Below are 19,510 nucleotides of genomic sequence, written 5' to 3' on the forward strand. Positions count from 1 at the left end.
CCTATTCTGTTCTAAGCCATACTGCCGGAAAAGTTACAAGTATGTGACGAACCCCTCAATACCTTAGTAACGGAAGCGGTTATTGCGCTGATAACTGGGCACTTTTGGCGCTTTAATCGCCCGAATCACCCACACGACCGCGATGGCCAGCAGTAGCCACGGCAGCAATTTGATCGTCAGGGCAAACAGTCCGCCAATAAACATGACCACCGTCGCCACCACGATAGCCGCCAGAATGCCGAGCAGCGAAACGCCTGTCGCTAACAGCATGACAAAAAAGCCAATCACAAAAAGTAGTTCCAGCATGGTGCTCTCCCACGAGTTCCCGAGTAATGCAGTTAACATTACAAGAATCGTGCCAGCATTAACCTGTTGTTATTAAAGCAAAACGCCCCGCGAGAATTCGCAGGGCGTGGTGAATTTGACGAACTTTTAGCGAAAGTTATCGCTTGTCTGCCACCAGGCGCAGCGCATGTTCCAGCACCTCAATATCGGCGCCGGCTTTATGTGCGTTTTCGCTCAGGTAACGACGCCACTGACGCGCGCCCGGAATGCCCTGGAACAGGCCAAGCATATGGCGGGTGATATGGCCGAGATACGTACCGTTGCTCAGCTCGCGCTCAATGTAAGGATACATCGCACGCACGACGGCAACCGGATCGGTGTCTGCGCCTTCGATGCCAAAGATTTCGCGATCGACCGTCGCCAGAATGCCCGGGTTCTGATACGCCTCGCGCCCAACCATCACCCCATCCATATGTTCAAGGTGCGCTTTGGCCTCTTCCAGAGACTTGATGCCGCCGTTAATCGACATGGTCAGGTGCGGGAAGTCACGCTTCAGCTGATACACGCGCGGATAGTCCAGCGGCGGGATCTCACGGTTCTCTTTGGGGCTCAGGCCGGAGAGCCAGGCTTTTCGCGCGTGGATGATGAACGTCTCGCACTCGCCCTTTCCGGAGACCGTATTGATGAAGTCGCACAGGAATTCGTAGCTGTCCTGGTCGTCAATGCCGATACGGGTTTTGACCGTCACCGGAATGGAAACGACGTCACGCATCGCCTTAATACAGTCCGCCACAAGCTGGGCATTCCCCATCAGGCAGGCACCGAACATGCCGTTTTGCACGCGGTCGGACGGACAGCCAACGTTCAGGTTGATCTCGTCGTAGCCGCGCGCTTCCGCCAGCTTCGCGCACTGCGCCAGCGCGGCCGGATCGCTGCCGCCCAGCTGCAGGGCAACCGGATGCTCTTCTTCGCTATAGGCCAGGTAATCGCCCTTCCCGTGGATGATTGCGCCCGTAGTCACCATTTCGGTGTACAGCAGCGTATGGCGGGAGAGCTGGCGCAGGAAATAGCGGCAGTGTCTGTCCGTCCAGTCGAGCATCGGCGCAATGGAGAAACGGTGTGCAGGGAAAGCGGTCTGTGATTCTGACGACATGGCGAAGTTTTAAGCATCTGGTGGAAAAGGGGCGCTACTATAGCACAAAGAAAAGCCGGAGGCGCAGCGCCTCCGGTGGACTTTAGAACGTCATGCTCAGCTGAGCCCCTGCGCCCCAGGTTTCGTCTTCACCGTACAGGCCCATCAGGTCAACATGAACGGTACTGAATGGCGCGAAACCGACACCGCCGGTAAAGACATTGCTGTCGTTACCCTTCACGTCCGCGCGATAACCCGCACGCACCGCCAGCCAGCTGAGCGGCGTCACCTCGGCACCCACGCCAACATACTGCGACGTATCTTCGCTCTTAAATCCTTTGGTTTCCGTCAAATCGCCATCGGCGGTCAGCGTCACCAGATCGTTGTGCCAGGCGGCTCCGGCGGTCACCAGCGGGCGGATCTGGTAGGTATCTTTATAGCTCACCACTTCTCCCGTCCGCCCGTTGCGGATACGGATATCTTTGGTGTCGATATCGCGCGACATCAGGTTTTGGCCACTCACGCCGACCGTCCAGTTCTCGCCGAAATCAGCCGCAATACCGGCATCGACGTTAAAGCCCGTATCGTCTGTGCGGTAGCGGCTGTCGTTCCACTTGTTACTGTCGTAATCGTAGATTGAGGTGGTGTAGTTATAGACCCAGGTTTTTTGCAGTTTTGGCGTCACGCCTACGGAAACCGGGACGCCGCCGAGGTCAAACTGACGGGCAACGGCAACGCCGTAGTCAGACACAATCGCCGCCCGGCCAGACGCTGTTGAGTTGAGGTTTTTAGTGATCTGATCCGTGCCGTTCAGCGCAGCGTCCAGGGCAACACCGGCAGCCACCACTTTGCTTCTTTGAATACCGCGCAGATAATCAATATCTTGCTGATCGATAGACGAGCTAACCCGGCCATGAGCATAGCCTTTCGCCATAAAGGCCACGGAAAGCACATCGTTAGGGATACTCACCGCAAGCCCTGCTCCTGCCGTCGCGCGTGCGGTTTTGCCTTTGAGATAGTCCAGCTCATCGGCGAGATCTTTGGCCGCGCCCTGGAATTGATTAATGGAACCTAACGGATTAGTGATAATCTCCCTTGGCGTGAGGTCATCAACCACATCCTTGTAGTGATTAATTTTGTCGTTGATGGTATCAATCTCGTCCTGAAGATTGTCTTCATCCGTCACCTGCACCCCAACGGCTGGCAAGATGACCGTCACATCATCGTCTGGTTTTGCCTTTGCCAGCAGCGCCGGGTTAATTAACGCCCCACTGCCATAGCTCCCGGAGGCAACGCCCGTCCCGCCCATGGCGTCACTCCGTGATTCTGTCCAGGTATTGGCTGCTCCCGCCTGATTTGCCATAAACAAGGAGACAGCAATGCTAACCACCGAAAATTTAAAATTTTTTTTCACAGTATGCCCGTTATAGTCTGTTATGAAATAACCCCTGTCTGTTATCACCCAAACAGGAACGAACTATTGCTGTGAATAAGTAGTAAAAGACCCGCTATTTCTGTCCCTAAGTAAAACTCCCTTACGGCCTGTTATATTTTGTGACGGCCCTCAATATTTATAGATGAGGAAATTATTTTTTCCCAGGTTTTCCATCATGCGGTCCAAAAAACTGGGGTGGGTGGTCTACCCAGCGATCCTCACGGGTAGCGGCATACACGGGGTTGAGGGGATAGTAGATGCGATTGTGCTTCTTGTTGGCCTCGCCTACGACCAGCAACCGCACCTCTTCCTCCGTGTTGTTGATAAATGTGTGGCAGATACCGGTTCCGGCAGGAAATCCCACGCTGTCGCCAGGTTCAAGTTTCCATAGATAGCCATTTATCCACGCTTCTGGATAACCTTCGAGCACATAAATGAACTCTTCTTCATCGCTTTCAGCATGCGGATAGGACGTTCTGCGCCCTGGCGGCAAACGCTCATGATGGATACCAATGCGCCTGAGTCCAAGCTTACGAGCCAACGGGGCGCCGATAGAAAAAAGCTCATCGCTATCTGGATAGGTCGAATCATCCGCACCTTCTACGTCGCGCCAGTGCCGAATACAGTCAGGTTTTTTCATTGTTTATTTCCCGGTTTGTAATGGGTCAGGTATAGCACAGACTGGCGGATCTCGGTGTTTTTACCAGAACATGATAAAGTGGGGGTTTTCCGTCCTATAACATCCGGGGTGCTACATGGATAAGTCCACAAAAGAGCTGTTAGCGCAGGCCGAAAAGCTGTGTGCGCAACGCAATGTGCGCCTGACTCCGCAGCGCCTTGAAGTATTACGTCTGATGAGCCTGCAGCAGGGTGCCATCAGCGCCTACGATCTGCTCGATCTTCTCCGCGAAAGCGAGCCGCAGGCAAAGCCGCCAACGGTGTATCGCGCCCTGGATTTCCTGCTTGAACAAGGGTTCGTGCACAAGGTGGAATCCACCAACAGCTACGTGCTGTGCCATCTGTTTGATCAGCCCACCCACACATCGGCGATGTTTATCTGTGACCGCTGCGGCGTGGTGAAAGAAGAGGCTGCGGAAGGCGTGGAAGATATTATGCATACGCTGGCGGCGAAAATGGGTTTTGCCCTGCGTCATAACGTGATTGAAGCGCACGGGCTGTGCTCTGCCTGCGTGGAAGTGGAAGCCTGTTGTCATCAGGACGCCTGTCAGCACGACCACTCAATTCTTGTGAAGAAAAAGCCGCGTTAACGGCAAAAGAAAAGGCGGCTTAGAGCCGCCCTGTGGGTTATTCAGCGTTACCAGCGGTAGTCGTTACGGGTTTCCCAGTCTTTGACTTCGTTTTCCGCCTGATCTTTCGCGTAGCCGTAACGTTCCTGAATTTTACCGACAAGCTGATCGCGTTTACCTTCAATGACGGTCATATCGTCATCCGTCAGCTTACCCCACTTTTCTTTCGCTTTACCTTTGAACTGCTTCCAGTTGCCGCCGATTTCGTCTTTATTCATCATCGTGTCCTCTTAGTTAAGCGTCGGGTCGTAACGTCCGTTACGTTCTTTTCTGCTGGACGTGATAATTATTGTAGTTAAGGATTCGGCAGTTGGTTTCATATTCGGAATCTTTAACCGTCACGATATATCGTGACGTGAAGAGAACCAGGTATTGTTTTGCCAGTGGCGGTGCCAGATAAAAGCCAACGATATCCCTCGCAGCGAGAGGAAAACGGCCAGGGCCAGCCACAAACCGTGATTTCCCAGCCAGGGAAGCGTCAGCAGCGTCAGACCAAACCCTGCAGCCGCGACAGCCATGCTGTTGCGCATTTCCGCTCCGCGCGTCGCACCAATAAACATGCCGTCCAGCAGATAACACCAGACGCCGACCACCGGTAAGATGACTTGCCAGATGAGATAGTGACTCGCCAGCTCGCGCAGCGCAGGGATAGACGTCAGCAATGCAACGATCTGCTCACCAAAGCAGGCGTAAACCAGACCGAACGCCAGCGCCACCAGTCCCGACTGGCGGCAGGCTGCCCGCCAGACGTCCCGAAGCTGCCCGCTTTCGCGCGCACCGTACGCCTGCCCGGAATGCGCTTCAACCGCATAGGCAAAACCGTCCAGCGCGTAGGCGGTAAAGGTCAGTAGCGTCATCAATACCGCGTTGACCGCGACGATTTCTGGCCCCAGTCGAGCCCCGAAGACCGTCAGCGCGCCGAAGCAGAGCTGGAGCAGCAGCGAGCGCAGCATGATGTCACGATTGAGCGCAAGCAGCTTACGGATATTGCCGCGCCATGCGTTTTTGAGCAGCGCCAGGGAGATGCCGCGCATCGCCAGCACGCGCCAGACCATCCACAGGCCAATGATAAAGGTCCCGTATTCGGCAATCGCCGTCGCCAGCGCTGCGCCCTGCACGTTCATATGCAGGCCCATCACCAGCCAGACATCCAAAACGATATTGAGCAGGTTACCCACCACCAGCAAAATCACGGGTGCACGGGCGTACTGCACGCCCAGTAGCCACCCCAGCAGAACCAGGTTAGCCAGCGACGCGGGCGCGCTGAGCCAGCGGATTTCAAGAAAACGTCGCGCCTGTGCCAGTACCGCCTCGCTGCCGCCAACAACATGGAGCGCAAGGTCGATCAGGGGCGCACGCAATAAAACGATTAACGCCCCCGCAACAAGCGCGAGGATCAGCGGCTGCACCAGCGCGCGCGCCAGACGCAGCGGATCTTTTGCACCATAAGCCTGTGCCGTGAGCCCGGTGGTGCTCATACGCAAAAAGAGCAGCAGCATAAACAGGAAGCTGGTTGCCGTCGCGCCAATCGCCACGCCGCCAAGATAAACAGGCGAATCAAGATGACCAATAACGGCAGTATCGACCAGACCCAGCAAGGGAACGGTAATATTGGAGAAGATCATCGGCAGAGCAAGACGCCACAATGCCTTATCGGATGCCGTCAGCAGTGACATGAAAAATACCGGGAGTCGAGAATGAAGCAGGCTACAGCGGCGCCATAGCCTGTCAGGAAGAGGTTACAGCCATTCGCCGTTGCGAATGACCCCAACCGCCAGTCCTTCGATAGAGAAGTTGTGTTCGCGCAGATCGACCACAATCGGGGAGAACTCGTTGTTTTCAGGCAGTAGCTGAACGGTGTTCCCCTGTTTTTTCAGACGCTTGACGGTCACTTCGTCGTCAATGCGCGCGACCACCACCTGGCCGTTACGAACATCCTGCGTTTTGTGCACCGCAAGCAGATCGCCGTCAAGAATGCCGATGTCTTTCATCGACATGCCGCTGACGCGCAGCAGGAAATCAGCGCTCGGTTTGAACATGGCTGGATCGACCTGGTAGTGGCCTTCAATATGCTGCTGTGCCAGTAAAGGCTCACCGGCGGCAACCCGTCCCACCAGCGGAATGCCCGTCTCTTCTTCCACCAGCAGGCGGATACCACGTGACGCGCCCGAAACAATCTCAATCACGCCCTTACGCGCCAGCGCTTTCAGGTGTTCTTCGGCAGCATTCGGAGAACGGAAGCCCAGACGCTGCGCGATTTCCGCACGCGTGGGTGGCATACCCGTCTGGCCGATATGATCCCGGATGAGATCAAACACCTCTTGCTGCCTGGTCGTTAACGCTTTCATTCCGCCCCCTGGGTGTATATACAGTTATGCTGTGAGTATATACAGTCAAAGGCGATTTTGGAACCAAAAACTGCACAAAAAACCAGGGACTTAATTATTCCTCGAGGCTCATCGGAAATGTGACCAAAGCAGCGTGACCCAGGTGATAGCGGCAGTGATAATCGCCAGCAACACGGCAGCAGAGCCCATGTCTTTTGCACGGCCAGAAAGTTCATGGAAATCTGAACCAATGCGATCAACCACGGCCTCAATAGCGCTATTAAGAATTTCCACTATCATCACCAGAAGCACGGAACCGATAAGAAGTACGCGGGTAATCGCATCAACATCAAGGAAACAGGCGACGATCACCGCGATGATAGCGGCGATGCCCTCCTGGCGAAAGGCGGCTTCGTTGATCCACGCGGCACGGAAACCTTTCCATGAATAGCCGGCGGCTTTGATGATACGCGTTAACCCAGTGGTATTATTGGCCATTAAAAGAACCTTTTATGAAAAAAAGCGTCAGTAACAGGAACTGTAGCGCGTTTCGCTACAGCCTGAAGTATGACGGGTAACAACAGAAATTTTGCGCGCTTTCTGTTATCCTTGCGCCGCAATTGCATTATTAACCAGAGGCTTTACATCGTTTATGTCCGGCTGGCCACGAATTTACTACAAATTACTTAATTTACCATTAAGCATCCTGGTAAAAAGCAAGTCTATCCCAGCAGAACCCGCGCTGGAATTGGGACTCGATACGTCACGTCCTATTATGTACGTTTTGCCTTATAACTCGAAGGCAGACTTACTGACGCTTCGCGCCCAGTGTCTGGCGCATGACTTACCTGACCCGCTTGAACCGCTTGAAGTTGACGGTACGCTGCTGCCGCGCTACGTGTTCATTCACGGTGGACCGCGCGTGTTTACCTACTACACGCCAAAAGAAGAGTCCATCAAGCTGTTCCATGACTATCTCGACCTGCACCGCAGCAACCCCGATCTGGATGTGCAGATGGTGCCGGTATCGGTGATGTTTGGTCGTCGTCCGGGCCGTGAAAAAGGTGAAGAGAACCCGCCGCTGCGCATGCTTAACGGCATCCAGAAGTTCTTCGCGGTCTCCTGGCTGGGACGCGACAGCTTTGTGCGTTTCTCCCCTTCCGTTTCGCTGCGTCGCATGGCGGACGAGCACGGCACCGACAAGATCATCGCGCAAAAACTGGCGCGCGTGGCGCGTATGCACTTCGCCCGCCAGCGCCTTGCTGCCGTTGGGCCGCGTCTCCCGGCGCGTCAGGATCTATTCAACAAGCTGTTGGCCTCCAAAGCGATTGCTCGCGCCGTTGAAGACGAAGCGCGCAGCAAGAAAATATCGCATGAGAAAGCCCAGCAGAACGCCATTGCGCTGATGGAAGAGATTGCAGCGAACTTCTCTTACGAGATGATTCGCCTGTCCGATCGTATTCTCGGCTTTACCTGGAACCGTCTCTACCAGGGCATCAACGTTCATAACGCCGAGCGTGTACGTCAGCTGGCGCATGATGGCCATGAGATTGTCTATGTTCCCTGCCACCGCAGCCACATGGACTACCTGCTTCTTTCCTACGTGCTCTATCATCAGGGGCTGGTACCACCGCACATTGCAGCCGGTATCAACCTGAATTTCTGGCCAGCAGGTCCGATTTTCCGTCGCCTGGGCGCATTCTTTATCCGTCGTACCTTCAAGGGCAACAAGCTCTACTCCACCGTATTCCGCGAGTATCTGGGCGAGCTGTTCAGCCGCGGCTATTCCGTGGAGTACTTCGTGGAGGGCGGTCGTTCCCGTACCGGACGTCTTCTCGATCCGAAAACCGGCACGCTGTCGATGACCATTCAGGCGATGCTGCGCGGAGGAACCCGTCCCATCACGCTGGTGCCAATTTACATTGGCTATGAGCACGTGATGGAAGTGGGCACGTACGCCAAAGAGCTGCGCGGTGCGACCAAAGAGAAAGAGAGCCTGCCGCAGATGCTGCGCGGCCTGAGCAAGCTACGCAATCTCGGTCAGGGCTACGTGAACTTCGGCGAACCGATGCCGTTGATGACATACCTGAACCATCACGTTCCCGAGTGGCGCGAATCCATCGATCCTATCGAAGCGATTCGTCCAGCCTGGCTGACGCCAACGGTCAACGGCATCGCGTCCGAGCTGATGGTGCGCATTAACAACGCCGGTGCGGCTAACGCCATGAACCTGTGCTGTACGGCGCTTCTGGCTTCGCGTCAGCGCTCGCTGACCCGTGAACAGCTCACGGAGCAGCTGGATTGCTATCTGGATATGATGCGCAACGTGCCGTATTCCGTTGATTCAACCGTGCCTTCTGCGACCGCCAGTGAGCTTATCGATCACGCGCTGCAGATGAACAAGTTTGAAGTCGAAAAGGACACGATCGGCGACATCATCATTCTGCCGCGCGAGCAGGCAGTGCTGATGACCTACTACCGAAACAACATCACCCATATGCTGATGCTGCCGTCGCTCATGGCGGCTATCATCACCCAGCATCGCCGTATCTCGCGTCAGGAACTCTTGCGTCACGTTGAGACGCTCTATCCGATGCTGAAAGCGGAGCTGTTCCTGCGCTGGAGTAAGGATGAGCTGGCGGGCGAGCTGGATAAACTGACGGAAGAGCTGCGTCGCCAGGGGCTGATCACCGTCACGAACGACGAGCTGCACATCAACCCGTCACGCTCCCGCACCCTGCAGCTGCTGGCGGCCGGTGCGCGCGAAACGCTGCAGCGCTACGCCATTACGTTCTGGCTGCTGAGTGCGAACCCGTCTATCAACCGCGGTACGCTGGAGAAAGAGAGCCGGACGCTGGCCCAGCGCCTGTCCGTTCTGCACGGCATTAACGCCCCTGAATTCTTCGACAAAGCGGTCTTCAGTTCCCTTGTCCTGACGCTGCGCGATGAAGGCTTCATCAGCGATACGGGTGATGCCGAGCCGGAAGAGACGTTGAAGGTGTACCAGATGCTGGCAGAGCTGATTACCTCGGACGTGCGTTTGACGATTGAGAGCGCCACACAGGGCGAGTAACGCAATGCCGGGTTATGGCCCGGCCTGACGCCCTGGATAATAAAAAGGCCCGGTAAGCGCTGACGCTACCGGGCCTTATTTTTAGCCTTGTTAAATCACCGCCCTCAGCTGAGCAGCGTAAAGGCAATCATCCCGACAATTGCACCCGTCGTGCCGAGAATGGTTTCCATCAGCGTCCAGGTTTTCAGGGTTTGCGCTTCGGTGGCGCCGGTAAATTTACCGAACAGCCAGAAGCCCGCGTCGTTAACGTGAGAGACCACAATCGAACCGCCCGCGATACAGATAGACAGCGCGGCCATCTGCGCACCGGAATAGTTCAGCTGTTCAATCACTGGCATCACCAGACCCACGGCGGTTAAACACGCCACGGTTGCGGAACCCTGGATGATACGCACCGCCGCCGCCAGCACGAAGCAGGTTACCGCAATCGGCAGGCCCATCCCGGTCAGCGCTTCGCCCAGAGCCGGGCCCACGCCGGAATCCACCAGTACCTGCTTGAACACGCCGCCAGCACCGATCACCAGCAGGATAATCCCCGCAGGCTGCAGCGCGGCACCGCAGATCTCCATCACCCGGTCTTTTGGCATTCCCTGACGCATCGCCAGGCCGTAAATCGCCACCAGACAGGCCACCAGGATCGCCGTGAACGGGTGCCCGATGAACTCAAACCATTCATAGGCGCTGGAGCCCACCGGCACAAAGCGCGCGGCGATGGTTTTCAAACCCACGAGAACCAGCGGGAGCAGGATCAGCGACAGGCTGAAGCCGAAGGACGGCATTTTGCCCTCGCCCAGGTGCGGCTCGGTGATGTCATCCGGGATATGCAGCTCAACGTAACGGCTGATGAAGTTGCCCCACAGCGGACCGGCAATAATCATCCCCGGGATTGCCGCGCACAGGCCAATCAGGATCATCCAGCCAAAGTCAGCGTGCATCTGGGACGCCAGCAGCATCGGCGCAGGCCCAGGCAGCAGAAACGCCGCGGCCGCCGCCACGCCCGCAAACAGTGGAATAACCAGCTTCACAAGGTTTGTGCCGGTATGGCGCGCCATGGAGAACGCGACGCTTATCAGCAGCACAACGGCCACTTCAAAGAACAGCGGCAGCGCGCAAATCAGGCCCGCCAGGCCAATCGCGTAGTGCGCGCGGCTGTGGCCGAAGGATTTCAGCATTTTGACGGCAATCTGGTCGACCGCGCCCGTCTCGTGCAAAATCTTGCCAAACATCGCGCCAAGGGCCACCACAATCGCCAGGAAGCCCAGCGTACCGCCCATCCCTTTTTCCATCGTTGCGGCGATCTTGTCGAGCGGCATACCGGAAAAGAGACCTGCACCTATAGAAACCACCATCAAAGCAACAAAAGCGTGCATACGCGCCTTCATCACTAAAAACAGCAGCAGCAACACGGAACCCACTGCTGTCAAAACTAGCGTCAATGTACTCAAAACTTACTGCCTTTTATTAATGACCTCGATGGTGCTGGCAACAACACCCTCCAGTGGCTGATCGATATCAACCACTAAGACGTCTTTCTCGTCTTCACCCGGCTCCTGCAGCGCTTCGAACTGCGTCACCAGCATCTGGGTTTTGAAGAAGTGACCTTTACGCGCCTTCAGACGGCTTTCAATCACCTCGAAATTCCCTTTCAGGTAGATGAAAGAGAGGTTCGGGTTACCGTCGCGCAGCAGGTCGCGGTAGGTTTTTTTCAGCGCAGAGCAGACGATCAGGGAGACTTTATTGGTACGCTGCATAGCGAACGCGGCGTCATTCAGCGCCTGCAACCACGGTTTGCGGTCGTCGTCGTTCAGCGGCTCGCCGGAGGCCATTTTCATGATGTTGCTGCGCGGATGGAGGAAGTCGCCATCAAGGAACGCAGCCTGGAGTTGATGCGCCACTTCGCTGGCTACGGCTGATTTCCCGCTACCGGAAACGCCCATCAGGACGTAGACGTGGTGATCGTGATTAGTCGTGCTCAAAGGGTGTCCCTCAGTCAATTGTTACGGGTAACAGTTATCGGTAACATTGTCCTGCCGGGGCAAAAGAGAAGCAATATCCAAACGTGCGCGAAGTGAATAAGTGTGAGCTACTTCAAATTTGTCAGTTCAAATAGATCCACCCGGTGACAAGGTGAAACCTAAATCTAACATTTTCGGGGTAACTGCCTCACCACGAATGCGCGCCAGCAGGCGTTCTGCGCCAATACGGCCCATACGTTCACGCGGGGTCAGGACGCTCGCCAGACGCGGCTCCATCACCTGGCCAATGTCGTGGCCGTGGAAACCGGCGATCGCCATATCATCAGGGATCTTTAGCCCCAGACGCTGACACTCAAACGCCGCGCCAACCGCCAGGTCATCGTTGGTACAGAAAATACCGTCCAGTTGCGGATACTCGCGCCGCGCCTGACGCATCAGCTCAATACCCGACGTATAGGAAGAGGACTGCTCCACCATCACGCTGTACGGGGTTAAGTTTGCGTCGAGCATCGCCTGCTCGTATCCCTTCTGTTTGATGATAGTACGTTCATCAAGACGCGCACCCAGATAGGCGATATGACGATGCCCACGGGCGATGATGGCCGCCGTCATCTGGCGCGCCGCTTCAAAGTTATCGAACCCAACGGCAATATCGAGACACGGCGACTGGCTGTCCATCAGCTCCACCACAGGGATACCCGCCACTTCGATCATTTTGAGCGTGCGGGCAGTGTGGGTACGTTCGGTTAAAATCAGGCCGTCAATGTTCCAGGAAAGCATCGACTCAAGACGTTCCTCTTCCAGTTCCGGCTTGTACCCATAGTGGGCGAGCATGGTCTGGTAGCCAAAAGCATCGGTGACGCTTTCAATTCCCCGCAATACTTCGGCGAAAACCTGGTTGGTCAGGGATGGAAGCAGGACGCCCACCGCACGGCTGGTCGCATTGGAGAGAATATCGGGTGCGCGGTTGGGGATATAACCCAGTTCATCAAGGGCAGCGGCAATCTTGCCACGTAACGCCACGGAAACCTGTTCCGGGTTACGTAAAAAACGGCTGACCGTCATTTTGGTCACACCGACGCGATCGGCGACATCCTGAAGTACGGGGCGTTTCTTTTTCATCGTCCTGAGAAATCTTGAAGTGAGAGATTTGCTCAGTTTATCACGGACAAAGCCCATCCTTCCCCTGTCAAAGGGAAGGATGGGTATTTATTTATGTTTTATTACACCGGCGGCAGGTCAAACAGCAGAATTTCGCTTTCGCTGTCGGCATGCACGGAGAGCGCCTGCTCATCCCAGATGGCCAGACCATCGGCTGTGGTTGCTTTAGTGCCGTTGATGGACACTTCACCTTTCACCACCTGGATCCAGACGCGGCGGTTAGCGGCAATCTGATGAACAGACTGTTCGTCTTTCACCAGCGCCCAGCGGTACAGCTCCATATCCTGATGCACTTTCAGGGAACCTTCACGCGCATCCGGGGACAGCACCAGCTGTTTGCCCTGTTTCGCGTCGAAGCGGCGCTGCTCGTAGCGCGGCGTGATGCCGGTCTCTTCTGGAATGATCCAGATTTGATACAGGTGCAGTTTTTCCGTTTTGCTCGGGTTGTACTCGGAGTGACGCACCCCGGTACCCGCGCTCATAATCTGGAACTCGCCCGCCGGAACCTGCTCTTTGTTGCCCATGCTGTCCTGGTGCTCAACCGCCCCTTCCAGCACATAGGTCAGGATTTCCATGTCTTTGTGCGGGTGGGTACCGAAGCCCTGCCCTGCATCAATCACGTCGTCGTTAATCACGCGCAGTGCGGAGAAGCCCATAAAGTTCGGGTCGTAGTAGTCGGCAAACGAGAATGAATGCCATGAGTCCAGCCAGCCATGATTCGCGTGACCACGTTCGTTTGCTTTGCGTAAGTAGATCATTGTTTTCACCCTCAGTTCGTTTCGATGGAGTAAGTGTGGACGCAAACCGCCTGGGATCATAGAGGGTGAAAATTGACTCCTCTGTTCAAAAATTATGAACAAGCGCAGAGGAGCTGTTTTTGCTTATTTTGCGAGGGTTACCGTGGCAGGAGAAGCCTGTTTGAAGGCCCGTTCAAGGATTTCGAGGTTGGTCAGAACGTCAGATTCCTTGACGTAATTCGGCGCGCCGGATGTAAGGGTGTCATAGAGCGCATCGTAGACGCGGCCATAGTCGCCAGTTTCCGGTTTCAGCTCCTCCCTGACCGTTACGCCCTCATCGTTCACGTACTCCAGGACGCCCACGGAATCATCCGCCGCAAAACCCGGTTCGCCCGGCATGATGTTAGCCTTCAGGCTGGTCTCCTGCTGGTCAATACCGTACTTAATGAACGAGCCTCGGGTGCCGTGAACGATAAATTTCGGGTAGTCGATCTTCACCAGATGGCTGGTTTTGACGATGGCTTTCAGGTCGCCGTAGAACAGCTGCGCTTCAAAAGTATCGTCCGGGTTGGCTTTATTACGCAGGCTGCGGATGTCATACGCCACGTGGTCCGGTCGGCCAAACAGGGAGATGATCTGGTCCATGGTGTGCACGCCCAGACCATAGAACGAGCCGTCCTGCGGCAGGCCGGGTTGCGTTTCCGCTACCGGACGGTAGTAATCGAAGTGGCTTTCTATTTCCACGATGTCGCCCAGCTTGCCGCTTTCAATCGCTTTTTTCGCCGTCAGGAAGCAGCTGTCAAAGCGACGGTTCTGATACGGCGTAACGGTCAGACCTTTGCTTTTCGCCAGCGCGAACAGCTCTTTCGCTTCGGCGATAGTCGGGGTGAACGGCTTTTCCACCAGCACGTTTTTACCCGCTTCGAGCGCGCGTTTCGCATACTCAAAATGGCTGTCCGCATGGGTGCAGACGATAACAAGTTTAACCTGCGGGTCGCCCAGTACCTCATCGAGATCGCTGGTGAAGTGGATGTGGGAATACTGCGGGGATTGCTCTTCCGGCTTCGCGCGGCGGCGGTAGATATGGGCCACATGCCAGCTGTCTTTGCGGTTAAGAACATACGGCAGGTGATAGCGGGTCGTACTTTTACCAAATCCAATAAATGCGCAATGTAGTGTCATAGCTCAGTCCTTTTGGAAGGTTACTGAGTCTAACCATAACAAAAAAAAAGCCAGCTAAAAGCTGGCTAAAGTAATACTGGAAGCAATGTGAGCAATGTCGTGCTTTCAGGTTCCCGTAGAGGTCTTCCTGAACGCAAAGCAATAATAATCATTCTCATTCGCACTTGTCCAATACTTTTTGCAAAAAATAGCGGTTGACTCAAATTTTAAAGTCATTGATGTTGGAAGGGACATTTAACTGACTGAGGAACAAGGAATGAGTGAGATAGTGATACGCCACGCGGAACCGAAAGATTATGACGCCATTCGTCAGATCCACGCCCAGCCGGAGGTGTACCACAACACGCTACAGGTTCCTCACCCCTCTGAACACATGTGGCAAGAACGGCTATCCGACCAGCCCGGCATCAAGCAGCTTGTCGCCTGCATAGACGGTAATGTCGCCGGACATCTGTGCATTGCCGTCGCGCAACGCCCACGTCGCAGCCATGTGGCTGATTTTGGGATTTGCGTAGGCGCACAGTGGCAAAACCGGGGCGTAGCCAGCGCGCTGATGCGTACCATGATTGATATGTGCGATAACTGGCTGCGCGTTGACCGCATTGAGCTGACGGTGTTTGTCGATAACGAGCCGGCGATTGCGGTGTACAAAAAACACGGGTTCGAAATTGAAGGCACCGGCAAGCGCTATGCCCTGCGCAACGGCGAGTATGTGGATGCGTATTATATGGCGAGAATGAAGTGACACACTCCCCTCACCCCGGCCCTCTCCCCATAGGGGCGAGGGAGAAAAGACCGCACCGTGCAATCCCCTCTCCCCTGTGGGGAGAGGGTTAGGGTGAGGGGAATAATCAATACCCCGCCGTCAAATCATCCACTGAACGCGGGTCCGATGCGCCAAACAGCGCCCCGTCTGGACCCACCATAATGCTCTGCGTACTGCCCATCGCCTCTTTCACCGCCACTTTTTGACCGCGCTGCTCCAGCAGCTTGATGGTATCCGGGCTAAAACCCTTCTCCACGCGCAGCTCGTCCGGCAGCCACTGGTGATGGAAACGCGGGGCGTTGGTCGCTTCGGCGACGTTCATCCCAAAGTCGATGCTGTTCACCACCATTTGCAGCACGGTGGTGATAATCCGGCTGCCGCCAGGGCTGCCGGTCACCAGCCAGGTTTTCCCGTCTTTCACCACGATGGTGGGCGACATGGACGACAGCGGACGTTTCTTCGGCCCTACCGCATTCGCATCGCCGCCAACCAGCCCGTAGACGTTCGGCACGCCCGGTTTGGCAGAGAAGTCATCCATCTCGTTGTTCAGCAGAATGCCGCTGTTGCCCGCCACAATCCCGGTGCCGAAGGTGGTGTTGAGCGTATAGGTCACCGCCACCGCGTTACCGTCTTTATCCATCACCGAGAAGTGAGTGGTCTGGTTGCTTTCATACGGCGCCAGCTTGCCGGGGCGGATCTCGCTCGACGGCTTAGCCTTGTTGATGTCGATCTGATCGGCAATGGATTTGGCATAGGCTTTGTTGGTCAGCGCCTGCCACGGCACCTTCACGAAGTCCGGATCGCCGAGATATTCCGAGCGGTCGGCATAGGCGCGTTTTTCCGCTTCCGCCATCACCTGCATGGCATCCGCACTGCCGAAGCCGAACTTGTGCATATCGAAGTTTTCGAGAATATTGAGGATCTGCACGATGTGGATCCCACCGGAAGACGGCGGCGGCATGGAGAAGACCTCGTAACCGCGGTAGGTGCCGCTAATCGGCTCGCGCTCCACCGCCTTGTAGTCCGCCAGATCCGCTTTGGTGATGAGCCCGCCGTTCTTCTGCATCTCTTGTGCAATCTGGTCGGCAATCGCCCCTTTGTAGAAGGCGTCCGGACCGTGCTCTGCAATCAGCTCCAGGCTTTTAGCGAGGTTCTTCTGCACCAGCTTATCGCCCTTCTTCAGCGGCTCACCGTCTTTCCAGAAGATCGCTTTGCTGTTTTCATGATTCGGAATGACTTCGCTACCGTAGGTTTTGAGATCGTCCGCCAGCGCATCGTTTACCACAAAGCCGTCCCGCGCCAGCTTGATGGCAGGCTGCACTACCTTGTTCAGCGGCAGGGTGCCGTATTTTTCCAGCGCCAGCGAGAAGCCCGCGACGGTGCCCGGCGTGCCGGTCGCGAGATGCGAGGTCAGGGATTTTTTGCTGTCAGGGTTACCCTGGTCGTCGAGGAACATATCGCGGGAGGCCTGAGCAGGCGCCATCTCGCGGAAGTCGATGGCCGTCGTTTTGCCGTCTTTGGTGCGCAGCATCATAAAGCCGCCGCCACCCAGGTTCCCCGCCTGCGGATGCGTTACCGCCAGCGCATAGCCGACGGCGACCGCGGCATCCACCGCGTTACCGCCCTGCCTGAGAATATCGACGCCCACTTTTGTTGCCAGCGCATCCACGGACGCTACCATGCCATGGGTTGCCCGCACGGGATGAAAAACATCTTCCTCCACGCCGTAAGAGACCGGAGGCGCCGCGGGCGGGTTGGCCGCCACGCTAAATGTACCGCCTGCCATCAGCGCGGCGAGGGCGACCCAGCGCAAAAACGTTGGTTTCATGATTGTTGTTCTCCAGGTGAAGGGATCCATATTCCCCGCTTAAGCCTGGTTCACAACTCCTAAAAAATCATCGTCATGGTGAAATCAGGGTAAACTTAAGAGAGACCTCAAGAGGAGGAAATGACAATGAAACGCTTGATGATTCTTACGGCGCTGATCCCGTTTGCCGCGCTCGCACAGCCACTCAACACCATGAACAACCCGAACCAGCAGGGCTATGTCATCCCGAGCCAGCAGCGTATGCAGACCGAGATGATGAGCCAGCAACAGCAGCAGAAAGGGATGCTTAATCAGCAACTGAGAACGCAGACCCAGATGCAGCAGCAAAGCCTGCAAAATCAGATGAACGCCAACACCCAGCGCGTGCAGCAGGGGCAGGTGCGCGAGCAGCCGTTGCCGAATAAAAACGGCGGAATGTTAGGTGGGATGACCTCGTCAGGCAGCGGACAGCAGCATATGCTGCCGCCGCAGTCGAATGGCAGTATGCTTAATCCGCAGAACTAAAGTCCGGGCCGATCAGGTCTATCGCATCGGTACAGATGCTGTCCACGCCCCAGCGCAGCAGTTCGGCCGCACGCTGGGGTTTATTGACGGTGTAAACCAGAATACGCAGGCCCGCGTCTTTCAGCATCTTCACCCGCGCCTCATCCAGCAGCTTGTGATTAAGATGAATAGAGACACACGCTAAGCGCGTCGTCAGCTCGCGCCAGTCCTCGCGCCACTCGTCCAGCAGCAGTCCGCGCGGCAGTTCCGGCGCTGCGGCCTGTGCGGCCTCCAGCGCATCGATTTCAAATGATGACAGCAGCGGCGCGGTCATCCCCTCCCACAGCTCGCGCGCGGCCAGAGCAATCACTTTGCCCGTCAGCGGCCCGGTGCCGGTGGTCGGTTTGATTTCGATATTGGCCATCATGCCGTGCTGGCGACAGCGATCCGCCACTTCCGCCAGCAGCGGCAGCGGTTCGCCTTTGAATTCACCGCTGTACCAGCTTCCGGCGTCTACCTTCAGCAGGTCGCGCCACGGCAGTTCGCCCGCGATGCCCCAGCCGTTGCTGGTGCGCTCGAGGTTATCGTCATGCAGCAGGAAAATCTCGCCGTCTTTCGACAGCTTGGCGTCGAACTCGATCATCGTGTGACCGTAGCGCGCGCCAACGTCAATCGCCGCCAGCGTGTTTTCCGGCGCCAGCTTACCGCCGCCCCGGTGGGCGACGACGTGGGGATAAGGCCAGTTGCTCATACTCGTTGTCCTGTTTCACCGTCAAATAAGTGCAGGTGATTTTCCGGCAGGTGGAGCCACAGCGTGCTGCCGGCTTTAGGGCGCTCCTGATGTGCCAGACGCACCACCATTTTTTGCTCGCCCCAGCGCCCGTGCGCCAGGTTATCTGCACCCAACATCTCCAGCGTGTCCATGACCAGCGGCACGCCGCCTTCCGCCTGAGAGGTTAAACCGATATGTTCCGGGCGGATACCGAGCGTCATCTTACGCCCGGCGTAGCCACGATAGTACCAGTTGATCGGCAATGCCATCCCGCTTTCCAGCTCAAAGTGCGAGCCCGCGCTGCTGATGCGCCCTTCCAGCAGGTTCATCGCCGGGCTGCCGATAAAGCTCGCCACAAAGCGGGTGGCCGGTTTCTCGTACACCTCCACCGGGGTGCCAATCTGCTCGGCAACGCCTTTGTTCATCACCATCACGCGCTGGGCGAGGGTCATGGCCTCAACCTGATCGTGGGTAACGTACAGTGACGTGGTTTTCAGACGACGGTGCAGCTGCTGCAGCTCAAGACGCATCTGCACGCGCAGCTTGGCGTCGAGGTTAGAGAGCGGCTCGTCGAACAGGAATACCGCCGGGTCGCGCACGATGGCGCGTCCCATCGCCACGCGCTGGCGCTGGCCGCCGGAGAGCTCGCGCGGGCGGCGCTTGAGCAGGCCGTCGAGTTCCAGAATGCGGGCGGCCTCTTTCACGCGCTCCTCGATATGGCCTTTGCCCATGCCGCGGATTTTCAGCCCCCAGGCCATGTTCTCCTCCACGCTCATGTGCGGATAGAGAGCGTAGTTCTGGAAGACCATCGCGATGCCGCGGTCTTTGGGCTCCATCTCGGTGACGCGCTGACGGTCAATCCAGATATCCCCGGAGGTCGCGCGCTCCAACCCCGCCACCATGCGCAGCAGCGTGGATTTGCCGCAGCCGGACGGGCCAACCATCACGATAAATTCCCCGTCCGCCACGTCGAGCGTCAGCGGCTGAATCACCTGGGTTTTGCCGTCCCAGCTTTTGGTTACTGCCTGAAGTTTTAAACCTGCCAT

The 19,510-nt window shown here is 56.4% G+C and carries 20 protein-coding genes and 1 pseudogene; 4 read left to right on the forward strand and 17 right to left on the reverse strand.

The genetic code is table 11. The features are described from left to right. Positions 1–63: 63 nt before the first annotated feature. The 4 genes from pspG to BM007_RS20670 form a co-directional block, all read right to left on the reverse strand. Positions 64–306 carry an envelope stress response protein PspG gene (gene pspG / locus BM007_RS20655; protein ID WP_023310044.1) on the reverse strand — a complete coding sequence of 81 codons (243 nt, stop codon included), beginning with the start codon at positions 304–306 and terminating at the stop codon, positions 64–66. 136 nt (positions 307–442) lie between these two features. Further along, entirely contained in the window at positions 443–1,438 is a 996-nt protein-coding gene (gene dusA / locus BM007_RS20660; protein WP_048989822.1) for a tRNA dihydrouridine(20/20a) synthase DusA, read from the reverse strand. 82 nt (positions 1,439–1,520) lie between these two features. Beyond that, positions 1,521–2,831 (reverse strand): conjugal transfer protein TraF, encoded by a 1,311-nt coding sequence (locus tag BM007_RS20665; protein ID WP_024906714.1) that lies wholly within the window; start codon positions 2,829–2,831, stop codon positions 1,521–1,523. Between the two features lie 172 nt (positions 2,832–3,003). Next, a complete protein-coding gene (locus BM007_RS20670; RefSeq protein WP_024906713.1) occupies positions 3,004–3,492 on the reverse strand; it encodes a cupin domain-containing protein in 489 nt (162 codons plus the stop codon). Between the two features lie 115 nt (positions 3,493–3,607). On the opposite strand from BM007_RS20670, the gene zur reads away from it, so the two are divergent. Continuing rightward, positions 3,608–4,120: a zinc uptake transcriptional repressor Zur gene (gene zur, locus BM007_RS20675; protein WP_090420767.1), complete on the forward strand. Its 513-nt coding sequence runs from the start codon at positions 3,608–3,610 to the stop codon at positions 4,118–4,120. A gap of 47 nt (positions 4,121–4,167) precedes the next feature. Here zur and BM007_RS20680 read toward each other — a convergent pair whose 3' ends face one another. From BM007_RS20680 to BM007_RS20695, 5 genes and pseudogenes are all read right to left on the reverse strand, one after another. Then, positions 4,168–4,377 carry a CsbD family protein gene (locus tag BM007_RS20680; RefSeq protein ID WP_024906712.1) on the reverse strand — a complete coding sequence of 70 codons (210 nt, stop codon included), beginning with the start codon at positions 4,375–4,377 and terminating at the stop codon, positions 4,168–4,170. 49 nt (positions 4,378–4,426) lie between these two features. After that, positions 4,427–4,501 (reverse strand): annotated as a pseudogene (locus tag BM007_RS23570) (hypothetical protein); the annotation flags it as partial. Then, positions 4,498–5,835 (reverse strand): MATE family efflux transporter DinF, encoded by a 1,338-nt coding sequence (gene dinF, locus BM007_RS20685; RefSeq protein WP_090420770.1) that lies wholly within the window; start codon positions 5,833–5,835, stop codon positions 4,498–4,500. The gene dinF and the pseudogene BM007_RS23570, both read right to left, overlap by 4 nt. A 63-nt stretch (positions 5,836–5,898) precedes the next feature. After that, positions 5,899–6,507, reverse strand: a complete 609-nt coding sequence (gene lexA / locus BM007_RS20690) for a transcriptional repressor LexA (protein WP_024906710.1) — start codon at positions 6,505–6,507, stop codon at positions 5,899–5,901. Between the two features lie 108 nt (positions 6,508–6,615). Beyond that, entirely contained in the window at positions 6,616–6,984 is a 369-nt protein-coding gene (locus BM007_RS20695) for a diacylglycerol kinase (RefSeq protein ID WP_024906709.1), read from the reverse strand. Positions 6,985–7,138: 154 nt separating this feature from the next. Between BM007_RS20695 and plsB the strand changes: the two genes are divergently transcribed. After that, complete coding sequence (gene plsB, locus BM007_RS20700) at positions 7,139–9,559, forward strand: glycerol-3-phosphate 1-O-acyltransferase PlsB (RefSeq protein ID WP_024906708.1); 2,421 nt, start codon at positions 7,139–7,141, stop codon at positions 9,557–9,559. Between the two features lie 104 nt (positions 9,560–9,663). Here plsB and gntU read toward each other — a convergent pair whose 3' ends face one another. From gntU to BM007_RS20725, 5 genes are all read right to left on the reverse strand, one after another. After that, on the reverse strand, positions 9,664–11,004 hold the full coding sequence (gntU, locus tag BM007_RS20705; RefSeq protein ID WP_010436459.1) for a gluconate transporter: 1,341 nt from the start codon (positions 11,002–11,004) through the stop codon (positions 9,664–9,666). A gap of 3 nt (positions 11,005–11,007) precedes the next feature. After that, positions 11,008–11,535, reverse strand: a complete 528-nt coding sequence (gene gntK / locus BM007_RS20710) for a gluconokinase (RefSeq protein WP_090420773.1) — start codon at positions 11,533–11,535, stop codon at positions 11,008–11,010. Positions 11,536–11,661: 126 nt separating this feature from the next. After that, positions 11,662–12,657 carry a gluconate operon transcriptional repressor GntR gene (gntR, locus tag BM007_RS20715; protein ID WP_024906706.1) on the reverse strand — a complete coding sequence of 332 codons (996 nt, stop codon included), beginning with the start codon at positions 12,655–12,657 and terminating at the stop codon, positions 11,662–11,664. A gap of 101 nt (positions 12,658–12,758) precedes the next feature. Next, entirely contained in the window at positions 12,759–13,454 is a 696-nt protein-coding gene (locus BM007_RS20720) for a pirin family protein (RefSeq protein ID WP_090420777.1), read from the reverse strand. A gap of 123 nt (positions 13,455–13,577) precedes the next feature. After that, the gene (locus tag BM007_RS20725; protein WP_090420780.1) at positions 13,578–14,615 is read right to left on the reverse strand and encodes an oxidoreductase; all 1,038 of its coding nucleotides are present in this window, start codon (positions 14,613–14,615) and stop codon (positions 13,578–13,580) included. Positions 14,616–14,871: 256 nt separating this feature from the next. On the opposite strand from BM007_RS20725, the gene yhhY reads away from it, so the two are divergent. Then, a complete protein-coding gene (yhhY, locus tag BM007_RS20730) occupies positions 14,872–15,360 on the forward strand; it encodes an N-acetyltransferase (protein WP_048989814.1) in 489 nt (162 codons plus the stop codon). A 106-nt stretch (positions 15,361–15,466) separates the two neighbouring features. Here yhhY and ggt read toward each other — a convergent pair whose 3' ends face one another. Next, the gene (gene ggt, locus BM007_RS20735) at positions 15,467–17,209 is read right to left on the reverse strand and encodes a gamma-glutamyltransferase (RefSeq protein ID WP_090420783.1); all 1,743 of its coding nucleotides are present in this window, start codon (positions 17,207–17,209) and stop codon (positions 15,467–15,469) included. A 126-nt stretch (positions 17,210–17,335) separates the two neighbouring features. On the opposite strand from ggt, the gene BM007_RS20740 reads away from it, so the two are divergent. Further along, complete coding sequence (locus BM007_RS20740) at positions 17,336–17,713, forward strand: DUF2756 family protein (protein ID WP_023326493.1); 378 nt, start codon at positions 17,336–17,338, stop codon at positions 17,711–17,713. On the opposite strand, the gene ugpQ is transcribed toward BM007_RS20740, so the two are convergent. Beyond that, on the reverse strand, positions 17,697–18,443 hold the full coding sequence (gene ugpQ, locus BM007_RS20745) for a glycerophosphodiester phosphodiesterase (protein WP_090420785.1): 747 nt from the start codon (positions 18,441–18,443) through the stop codon (positions 17,697–17,699). The genes BM007_RS20740 and ugpQ overlap by 17 nt on opposite strands. Beyond that, the gene (locus tag BM007_RS20750) at positions 18,440–19,510 is read right to left on the reverse strand and encodes a sn-glycerol-3-phosphate import ATP-binding protein UgpC (RefSeq protein ID WP_090420788.1); all 1,071 of its coding nucleotides are present in this window, start codon (positions 19,508–19,510) and stop codon (positions 18,440–18,442) included. Before BM007_RS20750 ends, ugpQ begins: the two co-directional genes overlap by 4 nt.

The organism is Enterobacter sp. NFIX59 (assembly GCF_900113755.1).
Classification (GTDB): Bacteria; Pseudomonadota; Gammaproteobacteria; order Enterobacterales; family Enterobacteriaceae; genus Enterobacter; species Enterobacter pseudoroggenkampii.

Coding starts and splice junctions, on each gene's coding strand:
- BM007_RS20740 (WP_023326493.1), top strand. CDS start 17,336: ATGAAACGCTTGATGATTCTTACGGCGCTGATCCCGTTTGCCGCGCTC.
- BM007_RS20695 (WP_024906709.1), bottom strand. CDS start 6,984: ATGGCCAATAATACCACTGGGTTAACGCGTATCATCAAAGCCGCCGGC.
- dinF (WP_090420770.1), bottom strand. CDS start 5,835: ATGTCACTGCTGACGGCATCCGATAAGGCATTGTGGCGTCTTGCTCTG.
- BM007_RS20750 (WP_090420788.1), bottom strand. CDS start 19,510: ATGGCAGGTTTAAAACTTCAGGCAGTAACCAAAAGCTGGGACGGCAAA.
- ugpQ (WP_090420785.1), bottom strand. CDS start 18,443: ATGAGCAACTGGCCTTATCCCCACGTCGTCGCCCACCGGGGCGGCGGT.
- plsB (WP_024906708.1), top strand. CDS start 7,139: ATGTCCGGCTGGCCACGAATTTACTACAAATTACTTAATTTACCATTA.
- BM007_RS20680 (WP_024906712.1), bottom strand. CDS start 4,377: ATGAATAAAGACGAAATCGGCGGCAACTGGAAGCAGTTCAAAGGTAAA.
- ggt (WP_090420783.1), bottom strand. CDS start 17,209: ATGAAACCAACGTTTTTGCGCTGGGTCGCCCTCGCCGCGCTGATGGCA.
- BM007_RS20720 (WP_090420777.1), bottom strand. CDS start 13,454: ATGATCTACTTACGCAAAGCAAACGAACGTGGTCACGCGAATCATGGC.
- gntR (WP_024906706.1), bottom strand. CDS start 12,657: ATGAAAAAGAAACGCCCCGTACTTCAGGATGTCGCCGATCGCGTCGGT.
- BM007_RS20725 (WP_090420780.1), bottom strand. CDS start 14,615: ATGACACTACATTGCGCATTTATTGGATTTGGTAAAAGTACGACCCGC.
- dusA (WP_048989822.1), bottom strand. CDS start 1,438: ATGTCGTCAGAATCACAGACCGCTTTCCCTGCACACCGTTTCTCCATT.
- yhhY (WP_048989814.1), top strand. CDS start 14,872: ATGAGTGAGATAGTGATACGCCACGCGGAACCGAAAGATTATGACGCC.
- lexA (WP_024906710.1), bottom strand. CDS start 6,507: ATGAAAGCGTTAACGACCAGGCAGCAAGAGGTGTTTGATCTCATCCGG.
- pspG (WP_023310044.1), bottom strand. CDS start 306: ATGCTGGAACTACTTTTTGTGATTGGCTTTTTTGTCATGCTGTTAGCG.
- BM007_RS20670 (WP_024906713.1), bottom strand. CDS start 3,492: ATGAAAAAACCTGACTGTATTCGGCACTGGCGCGACGTAGAAGGTGCG.
- zur (WP_090420767.1), top strand. CDS start 3,608: ATGGATAAGTCCACAAAAGAGCTGTTAGCGCAGGCCGAAAAGCTGTGT.